This window comes from Streptococcus sp. 27098_8_22 (assembly GCF_041432415.1).
Lineage (GTDB): Bacteria > Bacillota > Bacilli > Lactobacillales > Streptococcaceae > Streptococcus > Streptococcus pseudopneumoniae_M.
The window spans coordinates 73,078-96,550 of sequence record NZ_JAPVZP010000002.1; the positions used below are offsets into that span (position 1 = coordinate 73,078).

The 23,473-nt window shown below is 40.7% G+C and carries 22 protein-coding genes and 1 pseudogene; 3 read left to right on the top strand and 20 right to left on the bottom strand.

Annotated elements, in window-relative coordinates:
- Nucleotides 1-44 precede the first annotated feature (44 nt).
- The gene (gene birA / locus O3633_RS03965) at nucleotides 45-980 is read left to right on the top strand and encodes a bifunctional biotin--[acetyl-CoA-carboxylase] ligase/biotin operon repressor BirA (protein ID WP_371620454.1); all 936 of its coding nucleotides are present in this window, start codon (nucleotides 45-47) and stop codon (nucleotides 978-980) included.
- A gap of 55 nt (nucleotides 981-1,035) precedes the next feature.
- Here the strand turns inward: birA and O3633_RS03970 are convergent, their stop codons facing one another.
- The 13 genes from O3633_RS03970 to O3633_RS04030 form a co-directional block, all read right to left on the bottom strand.
- Nucleotides 1,036-2,226: an acetate kinase gene (locus O3633_RS03970; RefSeq protein WP_000167795.1), complete on the bottom strand. Its 1,191-nt coding sequence runs from the start codon at nucleotides 2,224-2,226 to the stop codon at nucleotides 1,036-1,038.
- Between the two features lie 49 nt (nucleotides 2,227-2,275).
- Nucleotides 2,276-3,229: a class I SAM-dependent methyltransferase gene (locus O3633_RS03975; RefSeq protein ID WP_371620455.1), complete on the bottom strand. Its 954-nt coding sequence runs from the start codon at nucleotides 3,227-3,229 to the stop codon at nucleotides 2,276-2,278.
- A gap of 103 nt (nucleotides 3,230-3,332) precedes the next feature.
- A complete protein-coding gene (locus tag O3633_RS03980) occupies nucleotides 3,333-4,520 on the bottom strand; it encodes a cell wall-binding repeat-containing protein (RefSeq protein ID WP_371620456.1) in 1,188 nt (395 codons plus the stop codon).
- Nucleotides 4,521-4,638: 118 nt separating this feature from the next.
- On the bottom strand, nucleotides 4,639-6,246 hold the full coding sequence (pyrG, locus tag O3633_RS03985; protein WP_371620457.1) for a CTP synthase: 1,608 nt from the start codon (nucleotides 6,244-6,246) through the stop codon (nucleotides 4,639-4,641).
- A 317-nt stretch (nucleotides 6,247-6,563) separates the two neighbouring features.
- Complete coding sequence (gene rpoE, locus O3633_RS03990) at nucleotides 6,564-7,139, bottom strand: DNA-directed RNA polymerase subunit delta (protein ID WP_000418422.1); 576 nt, start codon at nucleotides 7,137-7,139, stop codon at nucleotides 6,564-6,566.
- Nucleotides 7,140-7,431: 292 nt separating this feature from the next.
- The gene (locus O3633_RS03995) at nucleotides 7,432-8,631 is read right to left on the bottom strand and encodes an ABC transporter permease (RefSeq protein ID WP_371620458.1); all 1,200 of its coding nucleotides are present in this window, start codon (nucleotides 8,629-8,631) and stop codon (nucleotides 7,432-7,434) included.
- A complete protein-coding gene (locus O3633_RS04000; protein WP_371620459.1) occupies nucleotides 8,628-9,521 on the bottom strand; it encodes an ABC transporter ATP-binding protein in 894 nt (297 codons plus the stop codon). Before O3633_RS04000 ends, O3633_RS03995 begins: the two co-directional genes overlap by 4 nt.
- A gap of 195 nt (nucleotides 9,522-9,716) precedes the next feature.
- Complete coding sequence (gene pheT, locus O3633_RS04005) at nucleotides 9,717-12,122, bottom strand: phenylalanine--tRNA ligase subunit beta (RefSeq protein WP_371620460.1); 2,406 nt, start codon at nucleotides 12,120-12,122, stop codon at nucleotides 9,717-9,719.
- Between the two features lie 76 nt (nucleotides 12,123-12,198).
- Nucleotides 12,199-12,708, bottom strand: a complete 510-nt coding sequence (locus O3633_RS04010; RefSeq protein WP_371620461.1) for a GNAT family N-acetyltransferase — start codon at nucleotides 12,706-12,708, stop codon at nucleotides 12,199-12,201.
- Entirely contained in the window at nucleotides 12,708-13,754 is a 1,047-nt protein-coding gene (pheS, locus tag O3633_RS04015; protein ID WP_371620462.1) for a phenylalanine--tRNA ligase subunit alpha, read from the bottom strand. Before pheS ends, O3633_RS04010 begins: the two co-directional genes overlap by 1 nt.
- 277 nt (nucleotides 13,755-14,031) lie before the next feature.
- On the bottom strand, nucleotides 14,032-14,748 hold the full coding sequence (ldcB, locus tag O3633_RS04020; protein WP_320693166.1) for an LD-carboxypeptidase LdcB/DacB: 717 nt from the start codon (nucleotides 14,746-14,748) through the stop codon (nucleotides 14,032-14,034).
- Nucleotides 14,749-14,759: 11 nt separating this feature from the next.
- A complete protein-coding gene (locus tag O3633_RS04025) occupies nucleotides 14,760-15,221 on the bottom strand; it encodes an HIT family protein (protein ID WP_371620463.1) in 462 nt (153 codons plus the stop codon).
- 1 nt (nucleotide 15,222) lies between these two features.
- Nucleotides 15,223-16,260 carry a M42 family metallopeptidase gene (locus O3633_RS04030; protein WP_371620464.1) on the bottom strand — a complete coding sequence of 346 codons (1,038 nt, stop codon included), beginning with the start codon at nucleotides 16,258-16,260 and terminating at the stop codon, nucleotides 15,223-15,225.
- 133 nt (nucleotides 16,261-16,393) lie between these two features.
- Here O3633_RS04030 and O3633_RS04035 point away from each other — a divergent pair, with 133 nt between their 5' ends.
- The gene (locus tag O3633_RS04035) at nucleotides 16,394-16,930 is read left to right on the top strand and encodes a DUF1307 domain-containing protein (protein WP_371620465.1); all 537 of its coding nucleotides are present in this window, start codon (nucleotides 16,394-16,396) and stop codon (nucleotides 16,928-16,930) included.
- A gap of 47 nt (nucleotides 16,931-16,977) precedes the next feature.
- On the opposite strand, the gene brnQ is transcribed toward O3633_RS04035, so the two are convergent.
- From brnQ to O3633_RS04065, 6 genes are all read right to left on the bottom strand, one after another.
- Entirely contained in the window at nucleotides 16,978-18,303 is a 1,326-nt protein-coding gene (brnQ, locus tag O3633_RS04040) for a branched-chain amino acid transport system II carrier protein (RefSeq protein ID WP_371620466.1), read from the bottom strand.
- A gap of 165 nt (nucleotides 18,304-18,468) precedes the next feature.
- Entirely contained in the window at nucleotides 18,469-18,750 is a 282-nt protein-coding gene (locus O3633_RS04045; RefSeq protein ID WP_371620467.1) for a rhodanese-like domain-containing protein, read from the bottom strand.
- On the bottom strand, nucleotides 18,747-19,337 hold the full coding sequence (locus tag O3633_RS04050) for a uracil-DNA glycosylase family protein (RefSeq protein WP_371620468.1): 591 nt from the start codon (nucleotides 19,335-19,337) through the stop codon (nucleotides 18,747-18,749). Before O3633_RS04050 ends, O3633_RS04045 begins: the two co-directional genes overlap by 4 nt.
- Nucleotides 19,338-19,387: 50 nt before the next feature.
- Nucleotides 19,388-20,788, bottom strand: coding sequence for a dipeptidase PepV (gene pepV, locus O3633_RS04055; RefSeq protein WP_371620469.1), 1,401 nt, complete (start codon nucleotides 20,786-20,788; stop codon nucleotides 19,388-19,390).
- A gap of 9 nt (nucleotides 20,789-20,797) precedes the next feature.
- The gene (locus tag O3633_RS04060) at nucleotides 20,798-21,403 is read right to left on the bottom strand and encodes a nitroreductase family protein (protein WP_371620470.1); all 606 of its coding nucleotides are present in this window, start codon (nucleotides 21,401-21,403) and stop codon (nucleotides 20,798-20,800) included.
- Nucleotides 21,404-21,598: 195 nt separating this feature from the next.
- Entirely contained in the window at nucleotides 21,599-22,099 is a 501-nt protein-coding gene (locus tag O3633_RS04065) for a hypothetical protein (RefSeq protein WP_371620471.1), read from the bottom strand.
- A gap of 143 nt (nucleotides 22,100-22,242) precedes the next feature.
- On the opposite strand from O3633_RS04065, the pseudogene O3633_RS04070 reads away from it, so the two are divergent.
- Nucleotides 22,243-22,461: pseudogene (locus O3633_RS04070) on the top strand (amino acid ABC transporter substrate-binding protein); the annotation flags it as partial.
- 63 nt (nucleotides 22,462-22,524) lie between these two features.
- Here the strand turns inward: O3633_RS04070 and O3633_RS04075 are convergent.
- Nucleotides 22,525-23,358 (bottom strand): metallophosphoesterase family protein, encoded by an 834-nt coding sequence (locus tag O3633_RS04075; RefSeq protein WP_371620472.1) that lies wholly within the window; start codon nucleotides 23,356-23,358, stop codon nucleotides 22,525-22,527.
- Between the last annotated feature and the right edge of the window lie 115 nt (nucleotides 23,359-23,473).

Genomic DNA, 23,473 nt, shown 5'->3' on the forward strand with positions numbered 1-23,473 from the left:
AAAATATGGTACAATAAATCTAATTATTCCAGAAAGGGTCTAGCATGAAATCCTACCAAGAAGTCTATAAAATACTAGTTACTGAGACTGATTATCTAAGCGGAGAAAAAATAGCTGAGAGATTAAATCTATCTCGAACTTCAGTATGGAAAGCTATCCAACGTCTCCAGCAAGAGGGACTGGAGATTGACAGTATCAAAAATCGTGGGTATAAACTTCTGGACGGAGACCTTATCTTACCTCAGGAAATCGAAGCGAATAGTCCCATTACTGTCCAGTTTAAACCCTCAACAAAATCTACCCAAACCGATGCTAAAGAAGCTATGGAAGCTGGTGCTAAAGGGGATAAACTCTACCTTTCCACTAGCCAAACTATGGGACGCGGTCGTTTTCAACGTCCCTATTATTCTCCAGATAAGGGGGGAATTTACATGTCCCTTCACCTACAACCCAATCTCCCTTACCAGAAGCTTCCCGCCTATACACTTCTAACAGCCGGGGCTATCTACAAGGCTATCAAAAATCTTAGTTTGATTGATGTGGATATCAAGTGGGTCAATGACATTTATCTGAACCAGAAAAAAATTGCTGGTATTCTAACAGAAGCCATTACCTCTGTCGAAACTGGACTCGTTACAGATGTTATCATTGGGGTCGGGATCAACTTTTCTATCGCTGATTTTCCCAAGAATCTACAAACTAAAGCTGGAAGCTTATTTTCTCAACATACTCCCATTACTCGCAATGAATTGATTGCTGAAATCTGGAAATGTTTCTACGAAACAGAAGCCGATGAACTCCTCTATCTCTATAAAAAGCGCTCAATCGTTTTAGGAAAAGAGATTTCCTTCAAGAAGGATCAAGAAATAATCACAGGGAAAGCCTGTGACATCTCTGACCAAGGACAACTGCAGATAGAATTAACCACTGGTGAAAAGATTTGGCTCAATAGTGGCGAAGTTTCACTGACTAAATGGTAGTTCTCCTAGATCAAAAAAATCGACCTTTCTTATTGAAGGTCGATTTTTTGATCTGTTATTTTTTCAAACGTTCAACGTCACGTGCAATGACTAATTCCTCGTCTGTTGGAATTACCAGTACACGTACACTTGCTGCATCTGTCGAAATATCTCCAGTCGCACCAAAGACATTTTTCTCTGGATCTACATCACAACCGAACCAAGAAATCCCTGAAATGACAGCATCACGTACATGAACAGAATTTTCACCTATACCCGCTGTGAAAATAATAGCATCTGCTCCGTTTAGGACAGCCAAATATTGTCCGATGTGCTTTTGGATACGATCAACATACATTTCATAAGCCAAAGTAGCATCATGATCCCCTGCCTCCATAGCAGCAATTACATCACGCATGTCACTAGATTTACCAGAAACACCCATCAATCCTGACTCACGATTGAGAATACGACTGATGTCCTCAGGCTTGTTAAAGTCCTCTGTATATTGCATTAAATAAGGAATGATGGCTGGGTCAATATCCCCTGTACGAGTTCCCATCATTACACCACCAAGTGGAGTGAATCCCATTGAGGTATCAACAGATTTCCCACCCTTAACAGCTGTAATAGAAGCACCATTACCGATGTGACAGGTGATTAACTTCAACTCTTCAAGTGGACGTCCCAAAACCTTCGCTGCTTCTTGAGCAACATACTGATGGCTAGTTCCATGGGCTCCGTACTTACGAACCTTGTTTTCTGTGTAATATTTTGTTGGTAGAGGATAGCGATAAGCTTTCTCTGGCATACTTGTATGGAAGGAAGTATCAAAAACAACGACACTCGTGATATCTGGCAACAATTCTTTGAAGGCACGAATACCCGCAGCATTTGCAGGGTTGTGCAATGGAGCAAGGAGACCTAACTCTTCAACTTTTTCAATTACATCGCCTTCAACGACTGTAGACTCTTTGAAGTATTCTCCACCTGCAACAACACGGTGTCCAACACCAGTAATTTCATCATAAGATTTAATAATATCAAAACGAATCAAGTCATCAAGCAAAATCTTAACTGCCAAAGTATGGTTGTCAATGTCAAGGACTTGTTGTTCTGAACGACCATCAAATTTAACTGTAGAAATAGAATCTTTCAATCCAATTCGCTCAATCAACCCTTTTGCTAATACTTTTTCTTCTGGCATTTGATAGAGTTGCCATTTCAAACTTGAGCTTCCAGCGTTAATTGCAATGGTTTTTGTCATAATGTTTCCCCTTTTTTAAGCGTTTTCAACTATTATATCAAAATTTATACTAGATTTCATGTTCTTGACACCAATTTTGAAAATTTTCCTTAAATTCCAACAAAATTTCAGGATCTCGAAGACTAGCAAGTGGATAAACGAATGGCTCAAAACCTTCTACCACTTTCTTTTGTACAACAAAAATGGTCTTAGACTGGGCTCCTTGAGCGAAGAGATCCTCTGGTAAAGCTACGATAGCTACTAGTTGAGCCTGACCAGTCAGCCAGGGTTTCAAGAGGTCACTCTGGGGACTCGTCAAAAGATCTGTTGGAGCAAGGAAAATAGCATAGCCTCCCGTCTTAAGATACTTGAGAGATTGCTCCATTAATAGATGATGAGCATAAGTATGTTCATCCTTTGCTGCCACTTGATAACGTGAGGCAATCTGATCGTCTGGGTAGTAACCAATCGGGAGGTCGCTCACAATAAAATCACTTTCTTTTAATACTTGTGGACGTACTGCATCTCCTTGGACAAAGCCCATTTGAAGATCCATAACTTCAGCCATACTCGCCGCCAGATCAATCAAGAGGTCGTCTATCTCAATCCCTAGGTAATCTACCTTTTTGTTCATGGACGTTAAAAAGCTAGCCCCCAGAATTCCCATCCCAGAGCCCAATTCTAGTAGACTTAGATCTTTAGCAGGCCACAATTGCTCCATCAAAAAAATCATCAAGTGACCAATCGCATCTGGTGTAAACTGGTGGTTGGCCTGAAGAGGTTCCGTTTGCGCTGCCTTCATTAATAAGAATTGGTAGGTTCGTAACCACTCTTCTTTTCGAAGAGCCAATCGTTTTAAAGCTTGATTGTTTTTCTTGACATCTTCCAGATTCGTCTGACCATCCAGATAGATTCCATTTTGCTCAATTAAGGCATCGTAAAAATTTGTCGTCAAATCATTTTGAATGATTTGGACATTTTCTAGTAAATAGGTATATGCTTGTTCAATTTTTTCAAAATCCATACCCTTATCTTACCAAAAATAATGTCCTTTTTCCAGATTTTCATAATTGTGAAAATGAAAAAAAGAAAATCTACCTCCCTAATAGATTTTCTCTGTTTCATGATTATTTCCAAACGCCACTGGCATCTACATAATAACCATCTGGTGTGCGTGTATTGCTAAGCATATTACCAGATGAAGCCAGATAGTACCACTTACCATTATCTTTGATCCAACCTGTTGCCATTGCACCAGAATCTTTTAGGTAATACCAAGAGCCGTTATCTTTGATCCAGCCTGTTGCCATTGAACCTGAGTCTTTTAGATAATACCAAGTACCACCATCTTTAAGCCAGCCTGTTGCCATTGAACCTGAGTCTTTTAGATAATACCAAGTACCACCATCTTTAAGCCAGCCTGTCGCCATTGAACCTGAGTCTTTTAGGTAATACCAAGAGCCGTTATCATATAACCAATCAGCTGAAATCATAGCTCCTGATGATTTAAAGGCATACCAGCTACCACCTTGATGAAGCCATGTTTGATTAAACATAACCCCTTTATCATCCATAAAATACCAGCTTCCCTGATCCTTAATCCAAGCATCTTTAACTAGTTGGCCTTGTTTTTGATAATACCAGTTGTGTTTTGATTTTAACCAGCTTTCTGCTTTTACAATTGGATAAAGTTCTTGGAAAGATCCCCCACCCTTGTAGTAATGACTGATAGATTCTGGTTTTGTAAGTTTTAACTCACCATTGTCATAGTCTTCCCAAGCATAGACTTTTTGACCATTGACAATTTCTGGTAAGGTAGCTGTGTAGGTCTTGGTTTGATAATCCCATTTAGTATCAAGGTAGGTGTATTGATCATTTGATTCTTTAATATGGTAGTAGCCACTCTTTCCACCATTATATACGTCATCTACCACTTTAGTGGACCAGGTCTTTACTTCATTTCCACTCTTGGCTTCTACTTTGATATCTCCTCTGTAGCCATAAGGTACGTAGAAATTCAGGTAACGCCCCTCTGTACCGACCATAGACTTGTCTTTTTCTTGACCTAGAAAATTGACAGTCTGATCTTGACCATTTAAAGTAACTTTCCATTCAATTTTTTCGTTTTTGGGTAAATCCAAGACTTTGATATCTACTTCATGGCCATTATTAAATCGGAGAATTTTGCCATCTTGATATTGAACACCACCCTTAATGACCCATTCTTCTTCAAGCTCGAACGCCTTTCCTGAATGAGGAAAAGCTAGTAAAGCTAAACCTGCTAAAGACAAACTAAATAGTGTGATTTTTTTCATGAGATTTCCTCCTGTTTTTATCCATGTTAATTATATCACTATGTTATTTTTTTGCAAGAGATATCCTAAATTTATATAGGAAAAACCTCTGAGATGACTCTCAAAGGTTTAATCATGACTATTTACTATTTTCAACCGCTGCTGTTACAAAAGCAGTATAGAGTTCTTCTGGGCGGTTTGGACGGCTTGATAGCTCTGGATGGTACTGACAAGCCACAAAGAATTTATTTTCTGGAATTTCCACAATTTCTACCAAACGATTATCTGGTGACACTCCTGAAAAGACAAAACCTGCTCCTTCAAACTGTTCACGAAAAGCATTGTTAAACTCATAACGGTGACGGTGACGGCGTTGCACCACCTCTTTGTTATGATAAGCTGCCGCTGCCTTAGAACCACGTTTTAACTTAGAAGGGTAAAGTCCCAAACGAAGGGTACCACCCATGTCCTCAACATCAATCTGATCACGCATGATATCGATGATAGGGTATTTGGTATCAGGATTTAGCTCTGCTGAATTAGCTCCTTCAAGACCTAAGACATTACGGGCAAACTCGATACAAGTCAATTGCATTCCCAAGCAGACTCCCAACATTGGTACATCATTTTCTCGAGCATAGCGAATCGCTTGAATCTTACCCTCAGTTCCACGTTGGCCAAAACCACCTGGAACGATGATTCCGTCAGCGTCAGATAGAAGTTCTGCCACATTGTCAGCTGTCACATCGTTAGCATTGACCCAATCAATCTTGACTTCTGCATCATTGGCATAACCAGAGTGTTTCAAGGCCTCTACGACAGAAATGTAGGCATCTTGCAACTCGACATACTTCCCAACAAGGGCAATCTTGACTTGTTTTTTGAGATTCATGACCTTGTCAACCATAGCTGACCACTCTGTCATATCTGCTGCAGGTGCATCAATTTTCAAATGGTCACAGACGATTTGATCCATGCCTTGTGCTTGCAAATTAAGTGGGATTTGGTAAAGATGATCCACATCCAAGGACTCAATAACTGCTTCTGGCGCCACATCACAGAACTGGGCTAATTTATTTTTAATCCCTTGTCCTGCTGGTTTTTCTGTACGAATGACCAACATATTTGGCTGGATTCCCAGACCACGCAATTCTTTGACAGAGTGTTGAGTTGGTTTGGTTTTCATTTCACCAGCTGCCTTGAGGTAAGGAAGCAAGGTCGTATGGATATACATGACATTTTCTGCTCCGACATCAGACTTCATCTGACGAAGCGCCTCTAAGAATGGAAGGGACTCAATATCGCCGACTGTTCCACCAACCTCTGTAATAATAACGTCAGAGTCAGTCGTAAGAGCAGCACGCTTGATTTTTTCTTTCAAAGCATCTGTAATATGAGGAATAACTTGGACAGTTGCACCCAAATACTCTCCACGGCGTTCCTTACGAAGAACTTCGCTGTAGATTTTACCAGTTGTCACGTTTGAGTATTTGTTGAGGTTGATATCGATAAAACGTTCATAATGACCCAAGTCCAAATCTGTCTCAGCCCCATCATCAGTTACAAAGACTTCCCCGTGCTGGTAAGGGCTCATGGTTCCTGGGTCGATATTGATATAAGGGTCAAATTTTTGAATGGTCACCTTCAAACCACGGTTTTTTAAAAGACGTCCAAGACTCGCTGCAACGATCCCTTTTCCAATAGACGACACCACACCACCAGTGACAAAAATATATTTCGTAGACATAGATTCCTCTTTCTAAAATGTTCAAGGTCTTGTTCACTAACAGGGGATTGAGAAAACAAGACCTTCATCAATAACTACACCCCAAGAAGAAAAGCTTCCTGGAAAAACAAAAATAGCTCCCTAATAACTAGGGAGCTCCGACCTCTAAAAGAGGTGCCCGAACAATATATTACCTCAAAATGAACCATTTGTCAAATAGAACAAATCGTTGACTTGGCACATTCCAGCTTACAAAACTAATTCAGACCAATACAAAAAAGCTGGACTAGGAAATCGAGACTTGATAGACCGATTCCAGCTCCAACTCCTTTTTATTTTTATTCTTCCTCTTCTTCAGAGTCTTCGTCGTCTTCTTCATTAAGATCGACTTCTTCATCTAAATCATCTGGGGCGATTTCATTGATTTCAGCATCGTAGGCTTCCACTTCATTCTTCTCATCATCTGGATTTTCATCATCATAAGAAAGAGCTGGATCTTCTTCGTAGGCGTCTTCATCCTCTGGATCATCTGCACTGTAATCAATAGCATCTGCATCACCATCCATAAAGGCGTTGACACGTTTTTTCTTAGCCTTAGGTGCTACTTCTTCATCATCACTTTCTTCAAGAGCAATGATTTCCTCATCGATTTCATCCACTCCATACCATGAACGAAGGCCCCATTTGTTATCTCCAAGTGAGATAAAGCTACCGTCAAAGTTCAACTCTGTATAGAACAAAGGCAAAGCTTCACGAATATCGCTATTAGAGGTACCGAGATAGTTTTGGATTTCATTAACCAAATCACTAAAATGCATTTCGTGATCACGACCACGGAGTTCCAAGATGGCACGAGCCACCTCAATCATAGATAGTTCACTTTTTTCTTGCCCAGCAAATACTTCTAATTCCAAAGCGTTTCTCCTCATTTTTTACTACTAACGTCAGAGTGAATAAACTCTGATCTCATTTTATCATGTACTCTTTATTGTACGATAATTTTGCCTAATAGTCAAAGGTTTAGGAGAAATAAATGTGAAATATTTCAGCTAATCAATACTCAATGAAAATCAAAGAGCAAACTAGGAAGCTAGCCACAGGCTGTACTTGAGTAAGGTAAGGTAAGGAAAGGCGACGCTGACGTGGTTTGAAGAGATTTTCGAAGAGTATAAAAGACCTGGGAGATACACTCACAGGTCCGATACTTTATTTATAACTTAAAGCTCGTTTAAAGGTTTTCCAGATGCCTAAATCATCCGTTTGGAGGACTAGGCTAGCATACATACGTCCGATAAAGGCGGTTGCAGTTACGGCAAATACAACTGTTATCGCAAGAGAAATCCAAGCCTCGATGCTATTTGCATAACCATTAATAGCTCTGAAAGGCATAAAGAAGGTCGAGATGAAAGGAATATAAGAACCGATTTTCAAAATCAAATTATCTCCTGCAGCGCCTAGGGCAGTAACGCCAACAAAACCAGCTATTATCAAAATCATCAACGGAGATAAGGCCTTTCCTGCATCTTCAGGGCGAGAAACCATAGAACCTAAGAAGGCTGCCAAGACCACATACATAAAGAGACTGACCAAGACAAACAACAAGGTATTGACCGAAAAAGCTTCTCCCAAGTGGCTTAGAATACCTGAATTAGCCAAGAAAGGCATATCCTTAAAGAATAAGATAGCTCCAAGTCCGCCTACAACATAAATACCAATATGAGTCAAAATGACAAGAAGTAAGGCAATCATGCGCGCGTAAAAGTAGTGGCTAGCACGAATACTTGAGAAGACCACTTCCATAATTTTCGTCCCTTTTTCACTGGCTACCTCTTGAGCAGTGACACTGGCATAAGTGATCAAGATCATATAGAGGAAGAAGCCTAGTCCTGCAGCCGCAAAAGTTTGGACCATCTTTTTACTTTCCTTAGATTCATCAATCTGCTCTGAGAATTGAATCGTTTGTGCCAAGTGCTGTTCCTGTTCCTGAGATAAATGTGCCTCCGAACGATTGAGTTGGTATTGGAGCTCATTCAACTTAGTTGTCACAGCTAACTTTATACCACTTTCAAGTGAGGTTTCACCGTGATAGACTGCCTTGAGGACACTATCTTCTTGGACAATGGTCAAATAACCTTTTATTTTTTCATCCTTGATGGCTTCTTGGGCGCTTGCTTCATCCTTATAGTCAAAATTAATGCCATTGGTTGATTTAAGACTCTCTGTTACAGCAGGCATCGAACTAACTATTGCCACCTTATTATTCTGAGCCAGAGAGGAACCTTGGAGATAGCCAATTCCGCCAGATAAGCCGATAAAGATAAAAGGCGAGATTACCATAAAGAAGAAACTCCAGGATTTGACATGACGTAGATAAGTTTCTTTGATTACAACCAACATATTTCTCATACTTCCACCCCTGATTCTAGTTTAAAGATTTCATCAATTGTCGGAGCTTGTTGGTCAAAGGTCGCGATATAGTGTCCTTGAGTCAAGATAGCAAAAAGCTCCTGTCCAGCATTTTCATCATCTAGGATGAGCTTCCAAATCCCCTGCTTGGTCAAGCTAGCATGTGTGACATGTGGGAGTTTTTCCAAGTCTTCCTGGCTCCTTTCACTTGCAACAAAGAGTCGCGTTTTGCCGTATTGATTACGAACATCTTGGACTGGTCCATGCAAGACGACACGCCCATCACGAATCATAAGGATATCATCACATAGCTCTTCGACATTGGTCATGACGTGGTCTGAAAAGATAATGGTTGCACCACGTTCTTTTTCTTTGAGGATAACCTGCTTGAGCAATTCGGTATTGACTGGATCCAGACCACTAAAAGGTTCATCTAGAATGATCAGATCTGGTTCATGCATTAAAGTAATAATCAGCTGAATCTTCTGTTGATTCCCTTTTGAGAGACTCTTAATCTTGTCTGTCAATTTCCCCTTAACTTCCAGTTTCTCCATCCATTGAGGGAGTTTTTCTTTGACTTCTTTTGCATCCATTCCTTTTAACATCGCTAGGTAACGAACCTGCTCTAGAACTGTCAACTTAGGCATGAGACTACGTTCTTCGGGTAGATAGCCAATCTGAGCATAGGTTTCCTGACGAATTTCCTGGCCATCAAACTGAATTTCTCCCTGATAATCTAAAAATTTCAAAATACTGTGGAAAATGGTTGTTTTCCCAGCTCCATTTTTTCCAACTAGACCTAAAATTCTTCCAGGCTGAGCTTGAAAATCAACGCCAAACAAGACTTGTTTGGGACCAAAACTTTTTTCAAGATTGCGGACTTCTAACATAATCCACCTCCTACTAATCTTACCCTCATTATACTCCTTTTTTTAGTTATTACAAGGATTTATGTACATTTTTATTAGTAGAATTTACTAGGTATTTTTTATATCAAAACGAATAAAATACAACTTCATTTTTTTTCCAATATTCGGCATTTACAAAGACAAAAAAATCCATCCCTAGGGATGGATGTTAGACTGTTAACGCACTTCTGCATTCACTTTTTCTTCGAGAGAAGCTTGAATTTTTTCCATGTAGCGTGCGACTTCTTCGTCTGTCAAGCTATCTTCTGGATTTTGGAAGGTCAAGCTGTAGGCCATGGACTTCATTCCGATACCCAGTTTTTCACCGGAGAAGACGTCAAAGAGTTTGATGTCTGTCAAACGTTTCACGCCTGCAGCTTGAATGGCATCAACCACCTCTTGGTGAGTCACTTCTGTTTTGAGGAGAAGGGCGATATCACGGCTGACTGCTGGGAATTTAGTAATTTCCACAAAGGCTGCTGCTGGTTGAAGGGCTGCCTCAATAGCTGAAAGGTTAAGCTCAGCTACATAAGTCTCTGGAATATCGTAAGCCTTAGCCGTCACAGGGTGCACTTGACCGAGGAATCCAAGAACTTGATCACCAAGTGAGATCAAGGCTGTACGTCCTGGGTGAAGACTCTTGATCTCTTGCGTTGCTGTATAGGTCACTTCAAGACCCAAGCGAGCAAAGAGGGCTTCTAAAATTCCCTTAGCATAGAAGAAGTCAACTGGAACAGCTGGAGTCTGGAAGTCTTTTTCAGCGACTAAACCAGTCAATGCAAAAGCAAAGCTGTTGATTTCGTTTGGCAAGTCTTCTTTTGGATTACCTGTTTGTTCAAAGACTTTTCCAATCTCATAAAGAGCCAAGTCTTTGTTCTTACGCGCTACGTTGTAGGCAACTGTATCCAAAATGCCTGAAACCATATTTTGACGGAGAACAGAACGGTCCACAGTCATTGGCCACATCAATTCTGTCAAATGACTTGGCTGAATCGTAAACTCGACTGCTTTTTCAGGAGTTGTTAGAGCATAGGTGATGATTTCAGTTAAGCCTGCTCCTTCTGCAATGGTACGAACTTGACGGCGCAATTTTTGTGTCGCAGTCAATTCACCAGCTGTTCCATCATCTTTTGGAAGACTAGTTGGCAAGCGGTCATAACCATAGATACGAGCGATTTCTTCAAAGAGGTCTGCTTCGATAGTGATATCCCAACGACGACGGGGGACGCTAACTGCAAAGCTATCTGCATTTCCAGAAAGGCCAAATCCAAGACGACGGAAGACATCCTCTACATCCGCGTAGGAAAGCTCAGTACCAAGGACACGGTTAACGTCTGAAAGAGTAGAAGAAACTTCTACATCTGAAGTATCAAGCTGCCCTGCTGAAACGATGCCCTTCCGCACGGTTGCACCTGCAAGCTCTGCAATCATGCTAGCTGCCGCATCAAGAGCTTCGTTAACAGTTGCCACATTGATGCCTTTTTCAAAGCGAGAAGATGATTCAGAACGAAGGTTGAGGCGACCACTTGTCTTGCGGATAGATTTGCCATTGAAAACAGCAGCTTCAAGAACCACACGACTAGACTTTTCAGAGATTTCTGTAGCCTGACCACCCATGACACCTGCAAGGGCTACTGGTTTATCAGCAACAGTGATCACTAAGTCAGTTGTTTCCAAGTCACGCTCTTCCCCATCCAAGGTCACTAATTTCTCACCAGCACGTGCTTCACGTACATGGATATCAGTTCCATCAAAGGTATCCAAGTCAAAGGCATGCATTGGTTGACCAAAGTAAAGAAGGATATAGTTGGTCACGTCCACCACGTTATTGATGGGACGGATGCCTTCATTCATAAGGAGATTTTGCAACCATTGTGGACTTGGTGCGATGGTCACATTGTCCAGGATACGAGCGGCATAGTAAGGGGCCTTGTCTGTGTCAATGCTGACAGAAAGAGCATCTGCTGCAGCTTGGTCTGTTTCTGTTAAAGTAAATTCTTTGAAGTTGATTGCCTTGTCATAGATAGCGGCTACTTCGTGCGCTACCCCACGCATAGAAAGAGCATCTGCACGGTTTGGCGTGATAGAAAGTTCGATGATTTCATCATCCAAGTCTAGATAGGAGAAGACTTCCTCACCTGGAACAGCAGTTTCAGGCAAGATTTGGATTCCATCTGCAAATTCCTTTGGTACAACTGAGTCAGAAATCCCTAATTCACCAAGTGAACAGATCATTCCGAGAGATTCTAAACCACGGATTTTCCCTTTTTTAATCTTGTAGTTATCAGCAATGCGAGCACCTGGAAGAGCCACCATAACTTTGATGCCTGCACGCACATTTGGTGCTCCACAGACGATTTGACGGGCTTCTTCTTCACCCACATTGACTTGGCAGACATGCAAGTGTGTTTCTGGCACATCTTCGCAAGACAAGACTTCTCCGACGACAATTTTTGAGAGACCAGCAGCTGGTGATTCCACACCTTCTACTTCGATCCCTGTAGTTGACATTTTTTCAGCCAACTCTTGTGAGGACACATCAATGTCCACCAATTCTTTTAACCATTTGTATGATACTAACATAATTTAGTTTCCCAGAATGACAGTTGCCACTCTAGTTTTTTTCCTTTCCTATCATTTCATAAGAAGAATCATCTTCTTACCTTAATTTCTTTTTCAGTAACCAATCCGTATCTACCTTCTGCCCAACCATAAAACGATGTTGGCTAAATTTTTCAAAACCATATCGATTATAAAATGCTTGAGCTTTTGTATTATGCTCCCAAACACCTAGCCAAGCCCAGGAAAAACCATTTTTTTCGGCAAGTTCCAAAGCGAATTCAAATAGTTGCTTACCAAGTCCAAATCCTTGGTATGTTTGCAGCACATAGAGGCGTTGAATTTCAAAAGCGTTCTCTAATTCTCTCTCAGTTTGAGCATTTCCCCAGTTGACTTTGAGAAAACCAGCTATCTCCTCTTCATGCATAATGAAATAGGTTTCGGATTCAGGATTTTCCAACTCAGTTGACAAAACTCTCAGATTATAAGCCTCTTCAAAGTATTCCTGTAACTGCTCTTCCGTATTATCATGAGCAAATGTTTCACGAAAGGTTTGTTTGGCAATTTTTGCCAACACCTCAACATCTGCTATTTCCACTTTTCTAATCATTATTTAAACTGTTCTGAGAAGCGGACATCCCCTTGGTAGAATCCACGGATATCGTTGATTCCGTAGCGAAGCATAGCTACACGCTCTTGTCCAAGACCAAAGGCAAATCCAGAGTAAACAGTCGCATCGATACCACTCATCTCAAGGACACGTGGGTGAACCATACCGGCACCCATAATCTCGATCCAACCAGTTTTCTTACATACGTTACAGCCGGCTCCTCCACACTTGAAGCATGAAACATCCACCTCAACAGATGGCTCAGTGAATGGGAAATAAGATGGGCGTAAACGAATTTGACGCTCTTCACCAAACATTTTTTGTACAATCAACTGGAGGGTTCCTTGAAGATCCGCCATAGAGATGTTCTTCCCAACAACCAAACCTTCAATTTGGTGGAATTGGTGACTGTGGGTTGCATCGTCTGTATCACGACGGAATACACGTCCTGGTGAGATCATCTTCAAAGGACCTTTAGAAAAATCATGGGCATCCATCGCACGCGCCTGAACTGGAGACGTGTGAGTACGGAGCAAGATTTCTTCTGTGATATAGAAAGTGTCCTGCATATCACGGGCAGGGTGGTCTTTTGGAAGATTCATACGTTCAAAGTTGTAGTAGTCTTTTTCAACTTCAAATCCATCCACGACTTGGTAACCCATCCCGATGAAGATATCTTCGATTTCTTCACTAGTTTGAGTCAGAACGTGACGGTGACCTGTCGCAACTGGGCGACCTGGAAGTGTAACATCAATGCTCTCACTAGCTAGTTGCGCTTCCACTTTCTTTTCTTCCAAGAGCTTAGCTATTTCTTCAAAGGCAGCAGTTAAGACATCGCGAGCTTCATTGACGTGTTTCCCGATAACAGGACGCATTTCTGCAGAAACGTCTTTCATCCCTTTAAGGATTTCAGTCAATGAACCTTTTTTACCAAGGACAGAGACACGCAAATCTTGCATCTCTTTTTCATTTTCAGCAGAAATCTGCTTTAAGCTAGCTAGCGTTTCTTCACGAAGCGCTTTTAATTGTTCTTCAATAGTTGACATAATTCCTCCATCAGTCTCTCGTAAGATAAAAAGAAAACCACATGCCAAAAACTCCACTCGGAGCGTTGACACGCGGTACCATCCGTTTTTATCTGACAAGTCAGACCTTTATTTCTGAATCTATAGGCAAGTGAATTCACCCAGCTTTCATATAGAGAGCTTTCAGTCACGGCTCTCCTCCCTGATATACTTCCCCTGAGATACTAGTCTTGCAGATTCCTATTTAATTATTATTCATTTTATCAAAATTTAAGTAATCTTGCAAGATGTTTTGCGACTAATCAACATAGTCTCCACCTTCAAAGCCATAGTACTCTTCTAAACTGAGACCACTAGCTGCGATTTCTTTGGCTTCTTTGCCAACATAGCGAAGGTGCCATTCCTCAGCCATATAACCCGTTTCCTTTTCCTTACCTTTTAGATAACGAACGACAAAGCCATAGTCTGCTGCATGGTCCAAAAGCCATTGGGCTGCCTTTTCTTCAGTGACTAGGTCTCCATTTGTTTCGATCAGGTCAAAAGCCAGACCAGTTTGGTGTTCACTATAACCAGGTCTTGCCGAATAGCGGTCAGCTTCAGCCTTTCCATCTTTATTTACATAGTTTTGATAAAGCTGAGTTTGAGTTTCATAACTTCTAAAGCCACTATAGTGATCACTAATTGGGAAACCTGCTTGCTGCATAGCTGCAATGAGTTTTAACAGTTCTGCCTTTGCGGTAGGATTTTCTCCAGGATTGTAATCTTTTGACATAGGATAATGCTTATTAGCGACAACAATCTCATCATACTTTCCTTGAATGCTGTAGTGATCTCCTTTGTTGACCACTTCTGCTTTCTTTTGACTAGCTTCTTGAGACTTACTTCCCGCGGTTCCTTCTTGTACAGTCTTTTGTTCTGTAGAAGACTTGGCCTCTGTAGTTGCTGTTTTTTCTTGCGAACATGCCGCCAATGTCAAGGCTAATAATCCTGATAAGATAAGGTATCTTTTTTTCATCTGTTATCCTTTCATTTAATCATCTGGTTTAAAGTCTCAGATAATCTTGCAATCAAGTCTTCTAATTTACTTCCCTTAACTTGATATTCTTCAGCAATCATTTCTTCCCATGGAACCCACCAAACTGGACCACGACCATTAAGACCGTGTCCCTTCATATCACCCTCTCGTCTTGGAAAAATATGCCAGTGGGCATGTGCATCTCCATTTCCTAACAACTCTACATTCATCTTTTCGGCAGAAAAAGCCTTAGAAACAGCTTCCTGAACCAGACTCATTTCCTCTAGAAAGCGAAGTTTTACGCTTGGATCTAGTTGGTGTAGTTCTGTGACATGTTCCTTGGCTAAGAATAGAGTGTAACCTTCAAAATACTGGTGGTCTCCGATGACAACATAGCCTGTTTCTAATTCCTTGACAAAGTAGGGATTGTCACCAGACTTGATGAGTTCAATTCGTTGACAAATGAGGCACATCCTAGTCCACCAACTCACTCTTGAGATAGGCATCGACCATACGTTCAGTTGCTACGACAGAATCAACATGGGTACGCTCGTATGAGTGACTAGACTCAATACCCGCTCCTAGAAGAGCGTGCTTGACTTCTGCTCCAGCTGACATGGCCGCAGAAGCATCCGAACCGTAAAATGGATAGATATCTAGTTTAAATGGAATGTCTTGCTCTTTTGCTAAAGCAACCAAATGTTGACGGAATTCATAGTGATAAGGACCTGAAGCATCCTTGACACAGATAGAGACTGTGTACTCGTCTGTCTGCTGATCATCTCCCATTGCTCCCATGTCTACTGCTAGGTACTCAACAACTTGACTAGGGATACTTGAGTTAGCACCATGTCCCACTTCTTCAAAAACTGAAAAGGCAAAATGCGTAGTGACAGGAAGTTCAATCCCTTCTTCTTTGTAGACTTTGAGGAGATTAAGGAGAATAGCTGCGCTGACCTTGTCATCCAAATGACGAGACTTGATAAAGCCTGTCTCAGTCACGACAGTTCGTGGGTCAAAACTGATAAAGTCTCCAACTTCGATACCGAGTGCGCGTGTTTCTTTTTCGTTGGTCACTTTTTCATCCAAACGAACTTCCATATTGTCCTGTGTACGTTCCGCAGTTCCAGCATCTTTGTAAACGTGACAAGAAGTTTGGTGGATCAAAATCGTACCTGAAACGGTTTTTCCTGTGCTAGCCACATGGACTGTACAGTTTTCGCCTTCAATCATGTTCCAAGGATAGCCACCGATACGGTCCATCTTGAGACGACCGTCTGGTTTAACAGCACGGACGATAGCTCCCAGAGTATCCACATGAGCAGTCACATAGCGTTGTTGCTCGTCATTTTTCCCTTTAATGGTAACGTTCACTCCACCCTTAGCCGTGCGGACTGGTTGATAGCCTAGTTTTTCAAGCGTCTCAACTAGATAATTCGTAATTTCACGCGTAAAACCTGTTGGCGATGCAATAGCAGTTAGTTCTTTGATATATTCTACAGTTTGATTCATTTTTTCACCTCTCGTTACCATTATATCACTTTTCCCATCTTAGTATGTGCAAAAAAGAAAAACTTAAATACTTTGATTTTAAAATTAATCTATGGTAAAATTAAGTAAAGTTTTATGATGAAAGGAATACAAAATGAACAAATATTTCAAAACGGCACTTTTCTTAGCCTTGCCTTTGGTATTCTTGTTGGGATGTTCAAAACAATCTTCAACTACTTCTTCTAGCTCTTCTACACCAGAAACAACTGAGGTAAAAACTTCTGAATCTAGCACTACTGAAAAGAAATCAGAATTAAAAACTGCTACCTTTGTGAACGATTCTCAGCCTGGTGTCGTGTCAACCTTAACATATACAGTTGACGGTGATAATGTTGTCAAACAAACTGCTCATAATGTCGCTGATCCTGAAGTCCTCAATAATACTGCAGATGCTGTAAAAAGTGTTCTTGAAGAAACCTACAAAGGCTATAAGGGACTTAAAGGGGTAACTTTCTCAATCGAAGTTAAAGATGGTAAAGTCGTTCAAGATCTTGAAATCGATCTTTCAGTTGCAAGCATTGACGAACTTAGAAAAGCTTTACCAGAAGAATACTCAGGCGTTGGAAAAAACGTAAGTTTTAAAGCCTCTAAAAAAATGTTAACAGACCTTGGTTATACAGAAAAAAACTAAGCAACTAAGACTAAATAGAAAAAACTTGGCCGATGCCAAGTTTTTTTCTATTCCATTTCAAAAGCTTCACTTTCTTGTTTATTTGGAAGAACAAGAGAAAGTAGAATTCCGATAATAGCTGGTACCAACCATGGCAGAGAAGCCTCCGCAAATGGTAGAGCGTTCACGATATTTGCAAGGACCTCAACTTTAAAAGTAGATCCTAAAACACTTGCAATAGCAATGGCTGTGACAATACCAACAGTTAATTGCATTCCTGGTTTAGAAAGAGCAACAAACTTGTTCACAATCACAATCATGACAATGGCAATCGTAATTGGGTACAAAATAACGAGAACTGGTACAGAGTACTTAATAATAGCACTCAAACCAAGATTTGCAATGGCAAAACCAATCAAGGTAAAGACAGTCGCATAAACCTTGTAGCTGATTTGTGGGAAACGTCCGTTAAAGAACTCAGCAGTTGATACAATCAAGCCTACAGTCGTTGTAAAGCAAGTAACGGTTACCATAGCCGCAAGGAAAAGCTGAGCAGTAGAACCAAAGATTTCTTGAGTCGCTTGAGACAAGATATAAACTCCAGGAGTTCCGCTCTTCATTGCTTCTTCTGTTACTAGGAAATGATTGCCCAAGAAACCTAATCCAATATAGAGAGCACTAAATCCGAGTGCTACAACAATTCCAACTACCCAGATGGTTGAAATGTACTCTTTCTTGTTTGAAAAACCAAGTTGTTTCAAGGTTTGTACTGCAATAACACTAAAGGCAACCGAAGCAAGCGCGTCAAGTGTATTGTATCCTTCTAAGAAACCAGCTCCAAAGGCGGAAGCTTGATAAGCTCCTGAAGCCGCTTGTGGTGCGTTCCCACCATACTTGAAAGCTCCAAGGATAACCAGAATAACAATTAAGATGGCAAAAACTGGTGTCAAAACACGACCAATCCGATCCAAGATTTTTGAAGGATTCAGCGAGATTAGGTAGGCAGCTACAAAGTAGAGAATGGTGAAGACAATCAAACCTAAACCTTTATCTGCTTGATCCAAGAGTGGACTAATACCTACCTCAAACGATGTCGTTGCTGTACGAGGGATGGCAAAGAATGGGCCAATCGACAAGTACAAAACTGCAAGATAAATCGTCGCAAACCATGGAGAAATTTTCTTAGAAATCTCATAGATATAACCCTTCGGATTGAGGGTTCCAATGATTAAAGTTAAGACAGCAATCCCAACACCTGAAAATACAAATCCTGCAATGGCAGGGAGGAAGTTTTCTCCAGACTGTACGCCTAGAGTTGGAGGGAAAATCAAGTTACCTGCTCCAAAAAATATTCCAAACAGGAGTAATCCCGTTAAAGCACCTTTTTTAGCCATAAACTCTCCTTATTAAAAATAAAATACTTTCTTAGTATAACATGATTAAAGGCTAGAAAAGGCTGTCAGGAAATCATTCTGAAATGTTTTCAATTTTCCGAATTTTAATGCAAAAAAATCCTTCGAAGCCTTCCCATTTTTTAAAGGTTTCGAAGGAAATTTTTCTTATTCAAAGGCATCCATGCCACCTTGGACATTGACAACCTCATAGCCTTGTTCTGCTAAAAATTGGCAGGCGCGTGCTGAACGCATTCCAGATTTACAAATCACGTAGTAAAGATTATCCTTATCTAGTTGTTTATAAGTATCAGCTAATTGGCTGAGAGGTAAATTACGAGCGCCTTCTAAATGAAGAGTCTCAAATTCCTCTACTTCTCTCACATCCAATACAGAAAGCGCCTCTTTCTGATAAAGCTGGTAAAAATTGTTAAAAGTAATTTCGTTCATTTTTCTTCTCCGAGAATTTTTTGTATTCTATCTTTCAAATCAGGCACCACTTCTGCCTCAAACCAAGGATTTTTTTTCATCCAGATTTGATTACGGGGTGAAGGATGCACCAGAGGGAAATAATCAGGCAAATAATCCTTGAACCGATGCACACGGTCTGTCACCTTACCACTAACTTTCTCATGTAGATAGTAGGCTTGGGCATACTGCCCAATCAAGAGTGTTAATTGAATATCTGGTAACTCCTTCAAGAGTTTTGGATGCCATTTTTCTGCAAAACCTGGACGAGGTGGCAGGTCACCCGATTTCCCATGACCTGGAAAGTAGAAATCCATGGGCATGACTGCAAAGTAACCTGAGTTATAAAAGGTGTCTTCATCCACACCCAACCATTCTCGCAAGCGGTCCCCACTTTTATCCTTCCAGTATAGCCCTGCTTCCTGGGTTTTGAGACCTGGCGCCTGCCCAATGATATTGATACGAGCTGTTTTTGGTGCTGCAAAGAGTGGCTCGATGCCTTGCTCAGTATAGCTGGCATTCTGCGGATCCTCTATGATAGCTTGCTTGATTCTTTCAATTTGAGACATTTTCTCCTCCAAAAAGAAGTCTAAGCATACAATCTCAGACTTCTATAGCATTATTTGATCAATTCGTAAATAGCTTCAGCGTAGATAGCTGCTGCACGGAAGAGATCATCCAAGGCGATAAATTCATTGGCTTGGTGCATAGTATCGATAGAATCTGGGAACATAGCACCGTAGGCTACACCACGCTCTAAGAGACGACCAAATGTTCCACCACCGATAACTTGTTCGTGACCTTTAAGACCTGTTTGTTTTTCATAAACATCGAGCAAAGTTTTCACAAGAGGATCTTCCATTGGAACATAATGAGGAGTATGTTCATGCTCAGAAAGGCTGACAGAATCAACTGGCAAGTTTTCAAGAACTGACTTGATTTGCTCTGGGCTTGTTCCTTTTGGATAACGGAAGTTGAGGGCAATGGTATTGTCAGCACTTGATTCGTCGAAGCGGAAAACACCCGCATTCATAGAAAGGGCACCCATCTTTTCATCCACATGAGCTACTTTCAAGTTCTTCCCTTCGTGGTCGTTCAAAAGAATCTTACCAGCAATGTCAAGATAGTCTTTTGCAGGTCCTTCAAAAGCAAATTGGCTAAGGAAGAGGGCAAGGTAAGTCGCACCATTGACACCTGAAGCAGGCATGGCACCATGAGCTGATTTACCAATTACTGTCACCTTGTACTGACCGTTCTCTTCTTGGATTTCTCCTCTGAGTTTGTGCTCTGCCACGAAAGCGTCTAGTTTCCCTTGCAAATCAGCTAAGTCACCTGAAACGACTGCTGTTGCTGATTCAGGAACCATGTTTTCACGCAAACCACCTGTGAAGCTGTGAAGACGAGCAACACCTGCATTTTCACCGGCAAAGTGAAGGTATTCAGTGATGTTTCCTTTTTCACCATTGATGATAGGGAATTCAGCATCTGGAGAGAAACCAAAGTCTGGTTTTGCAAGTCCTACATGCTCAAAGTAGTAGTCCATATCTGCCCAACCTGATTCTTCGTCTGTTCCCACGATGAAACGAACTTTCTTAGAAGTTGGAAGTCCCAATTCTTTGATGATTTTCAAACCATAGTAACAAGCTGTAGTTGGTCCCTTATCGTCAGAAGCACCACGCGCATAAAGACGACCATCTTTGATAGTTGGAGTGTAAGGGGCAGTGTCCCAACCGCTACCAGCTGGTACTACGTCCATGTGGGCAAAGATTCCGAGAACTTCTTCTCCTTCACCAAACTCAAAATGTCCTGCATAATTGTCGACATTTTTTGTTGGGTAGCCATCACGGTCTGCGATTTCAAGGAATTTTTCCAAGGCTTTTACTGGCCCAGGTCCAAATGGATGCTCAGCATCTGCCTTGCTGTCATCACGTTCTGAGTTGATTTCCAAAAGGCTAAACAAGTCAGCCAAGAGGTCTTCTTTACGTTTTTCTACTTCTGCTGTAAAATCAATAACTGTCATTTTTTCTTCCTATCTTTTTTCGATAATTTCATCTACTGGCAAGCGGTAACTTGGTTCCAACTTCTCATCTGTATATCCCACTGTGATCAAAAGTTCTGGACGGAAACGTTCTTCGATTTCCAAGACTTCATTGACTTTTGATTTGTCAAAACCAAGGATAATGTTTGAACCAATTCCCTGGTCAGTCAAAGCAAGGACCAAGTTCATAGCTACAAGCCCAGCATTAAGAGCCAAGTAGTCACTGACTTGTTGTTCATTGTAACGCGCAAACTCTGCTGGAAGATTTTTCATAAAGTACTGAAGTTGTTCTTCTGAGAAGTTCTTTGCTCCACCAACACGGGCAATCTTGCGAGCTCGTTTAGCTAGGTCAGTGTCTGTAAACAAGGCAATGGTTACAGGGGCAGATGCTACTTGCTCAAAGTTTGAACCGTAAGCCAATTTTGCTAATTCAGCATTTTTCTCACGAACCACAACAAACTTCCAAGGCTGACTGTTGTGAGCACTCGGTGCCAAGGTTGCGATTTCGATAGCTGTTCGAACATCCTTGGGATCAACCGGTTTATCAATAAAATGCTTAGTCGCATGACGTTTTTTATTTAACTCAAGAAATTTCATAATTGATTTCCTTTTCTATTTCTACTGCTTCCATTTTACCATATTTTGAAAGAGCTTGCAGAGTTTTTTCATAATGTAGAGATCTTTATCCCAACTCTTAATCAGGAATTACAAGCTTTTCGATTTAGTTGTAAGCCATAATAAAAACTTTCTGCACAAGAAAAAGTAGACGATTAGTCGCCTACTTTACTCATATTATTGCGCTGATACAATTTTACTTGCAGATTCAATCGCTTGTTTCATGCCATCACGTGCAGTCTTCAACTGTTGGAGAAAGACAGTACGTGCTTCTGCAGGCATTTCTGTATCGTCAGAACCTGTGCTTGACAAGCCATCATTAAACGCTTTTCTTGAAGTCTCTAGTGAGTTAAGGGCAGGCTCTACTTGTTGTTTATAAGCATCTTTTTGAGCCTCAGGAACTTTGTCACCGATTTCTTCAACATATTTCTTATAGCCGTCAATCAACTTACCAAAAAGAGTTTTCATATCTCCAATTGTTTTAGCGTTGTCAATTTCTTCATCTGTTAGAAGAGTAACTTCAGATGTGTTTGTCTTTGAGTTATCTGTTTTTGATGAAGCTGATGTTTGTTCAGTCGAGCTTGAAGCTTTACTTGCAGAATCAGAAGATTTATTTCCACAAGCTGCTAAAGTTGCAACTGATAAGAGCACAAGGCCCGCAGTAAGAAGTTTTTTCATGACTATCTCCTTTAAATAGTTTTATGATACCTGTATTTTAAAATAAAATAATTTCATTGTCAAACATTTACCGAATTATTGAAGCTAAAAAGCTCATTGAGTTCACTATTTATAAAATCTTTAATAAATTTATCGAATATTTTCAAAAAATTATCCAAGACCGTTGTTTAAACTTGAATGTAGTTGACTTGGAAAGCAATGATAATCCAAACAGCTAAATTATCTTTGCAAGCGACCAAAAAGAATTTAAAGAACAATTTGACAAGGTTCTCAAAGAACTCTACCAAGATGGAACCCTTGAAAAACTCAGCAAGACTTACCTCGGTGGTTCTTACCTACCAGATCAATCTCAATTACAATAAGATATATTAAAAACGATTGGCTAGTCCAATCGTTTATTTAGTATCTGTTCGTTAAAGCACCTTTTACAAAAAATCAAAATAATCCTTGACATCCTCTACATATCCATGCTTTTCAATTAGACTAGCTAAGAGTTCTAGATTGTGTCCCCGATAGTTGCCTTCTCGACGTAGTTCTTCGTACATTTCGATAAAAGGAAGGCCTTTTTCCTTGGCTGATTCTAACTCTGCTTCATAGTCATAGGCAACCTTACGAAATTGGATATTGACCAATTCACCATTTTCAATCTCAAGTAAGGCATACTGGGCACGGTGATTTTTCAGCCCTTTCCAGTTAAAATAAGGCATACCAATCGAACCTGGATTGATGATTTGTTGACCTTGGCTACCATAACGAAGCAACTGCTTGTGAACATGACCATAGACGGCTACATCAGTAGTCTCATCAAGCAACTGGTCAAATTTTTCGGTATTATTTTCAACCAGCAAATCACCACCATAATTTTTCTCAGGCAAATTATGAGAAAGTGAGAAGCGCAAGCCTTCGACTTCTTTCTTGGCTATCATAGGTAGCTTTCTCAACCAATCAATATGCTCGGAGTTTATGCGCTCCATCAGATACTGAGTCATCCTGAGAAACTGAATTTCTTCGGGATCCTCTAAACCATATTGCCCATCTAAAGCCTCTAACACACAATCATCCCAGTTTCCTCGAACGGATGCTGTAATGGGAAGGTCTTTCAAAAGAGCCACCAAGTCATTTGCTCCCGGCCCAGGAAGAAAAATATCTCCCAGAAGCCAATATTCAGTCGCCCCCAAATTTTTAGCGTCTTCAAGCACTCCAGCCAAGGCTGTCGTGTTGCCATGAATGTCTGATAAAATTGCAATCTTATGGTTCATTTTCTGCTCTTTCTTTAGTGGATAGCTTTCAGTCTATCCAATTCACTCTTATAATTCTGTACTTTTCTTCATTATAGCATAAAATCGCTAGAAGATTCTCACTTGACAATATTCT

What these genes read in the sequence shown, in the direction of transcription:
- birA (WP_371620454.1), top strand. Translation starts at nt 45, where the DNA reads ATGAAATCCTACCAAGAAGTCTATAAAATACTAGTTACTGAGACTGAT.
- O3633_RS03970 (WP_000167795.1), bottom strand. Translation starts at nt 2,226, where the DNA reads ATGACAAAAACCATTGCAATTAACGCTGGAAGCTCAAGTTTGAAATGG.
- O3633_RS03975 (WP_371620455.1), bottom strand. Translation starts at nt 3,229, where the DNA reads ATGGATTTTGAAAAAATTGAACAAGCATATACCTATTTACTAGAAAAT.
- O3633_RS03980 (WP_371620456.1), bottom strand. Translation starts at nt 4,520, where the DNA reads ATGAAAAAAATCACACTATTTAGTTTGTCTTTAGCAGGTTTAGCTTTA.
- pyrG (WP_371620457.1), bottom strand. Translation starts at nt 6,246, where the DNA reads ATGTCTACGAAATATATTTTTGTCACTGGTGGTGTGGTGTCGTCTATT.
- O3633_RS03995 (WP_371620458.1), bottom strand. Translation starts at nt 8,631, where the DNA reads ATGAGAAATATGTTGGTTGTAATCAAAGAAACTTATCTACGTCATGTC.
- O3633_RS04000 (WP_371620459.1), bottom strand. Translation starts at nt 9,521, where the DNA reads ATGTTAGAAGTCCGCAATCTTGAAAAAAGTTTTGGTCCCAAACAAGTC.
- pheT (WP_371620460.1), bottom strand. Translation starts at nt 12,122, where the DNA reads ATGTTAGTATCATACAAATGGTTAAAAGAATTGGTGGACATTGATGTG.
- O3633_RS04010 (WP_371620461.1), bottom strand. Translation starts at nt 12,708, where the DNA reads ATGATTAGAAAAGTGGAAATAGCAGATGTTGAGGTGTTGGCAAAAATT.
- pheS (WP_371620462.1), bottom strand. Translation starts at nt 13,754, where the DNA reads ATGTCAACTATTGAAGAACAATTAAAAGCGCTTCGTGAAGAAACGCTA.
- ldcB (WP_320693166.1), bottom strand. Translation starts at nt 14,748, where the DNA reads ATGAAAAAAAGATACCTTATCTTATCAGGATTATTAGCCTTGACATTG.
- O3633_RS04025 (WP_371620463.1), bottom strand. Translation starts at nt 15,221, where the DNA reads ATGTGCCTCATTTGTCAACGAATTGAACTCATCAAGTCTGGTGACAAT.
- O3633_RS04030 (WP_371620464.1), bottom strand. Translation starts at nt 16,260, where the DNA reads ATGAATCAAACTGTAGAATATATCAAAGAACTAACTGCTATTGCATCG.
- O3633_RS04035 (WP_371620465.1), top strand. Translation starts at nt 16,394, where the DNA reads ATGAACAAATATTTCAAAACGGCACTTTTCTTAGCCTTGCCTTTGGTA.
- brnQ (WP_371620466.1), bottom strand. Translation starts at nt 18,303, where the DNA reads ATGGCTAAAAAAGGTGCTTTAACGGGATTACTCCTGTTTGGAATATTT.
- O3633_RS04045 (WP_371620467.1), bottom strand. Translation starts at nt 18,750, where the DNA reads ATGAACGAAATTACTTTTAACAATTTTTACCAGCTTTATCAGAAAGAG.
- O3633_RS04050 (WP_371620468.1), bottom strand. Translation starts at nt 19,337, where the DNA reads ATGTCTCAAATTGAAAGAATCAAGCAAGCTATCATAGAGGATCCGCAG.
- pepV (WP_371620469.1), bottom strand. Translation starts at nt 20,788, where the DNA reads ATGACAGTTATTGATTTTACAGCAGAAGTAGAAAAACGTAAAGAAGAC.
- O3633_RS04060 (WP_371620470.1), bottom strand. Translation starts at nt 21,403, where the DNA reads ATGAAATTTCTTGAGTTAAATAAAAAACGTCATGCGACTAAGCATTTT.
- O3633_RS04065 (WP_371620471.1), bottom strand. Translation starts at nt 22,099, where the DNA reads ATGAAAAAACTTCTTACTGCGGGCCTTGTGCTCTTATCAGTTGCAACT.
- O3633_RS04075 (WP_371620472.1), bottom strand. Translation starts at nt 23,358, where the DNA reads ATGAACCATAAGATTGCAATTTTATCAGACATTCATGGCAACACGACA.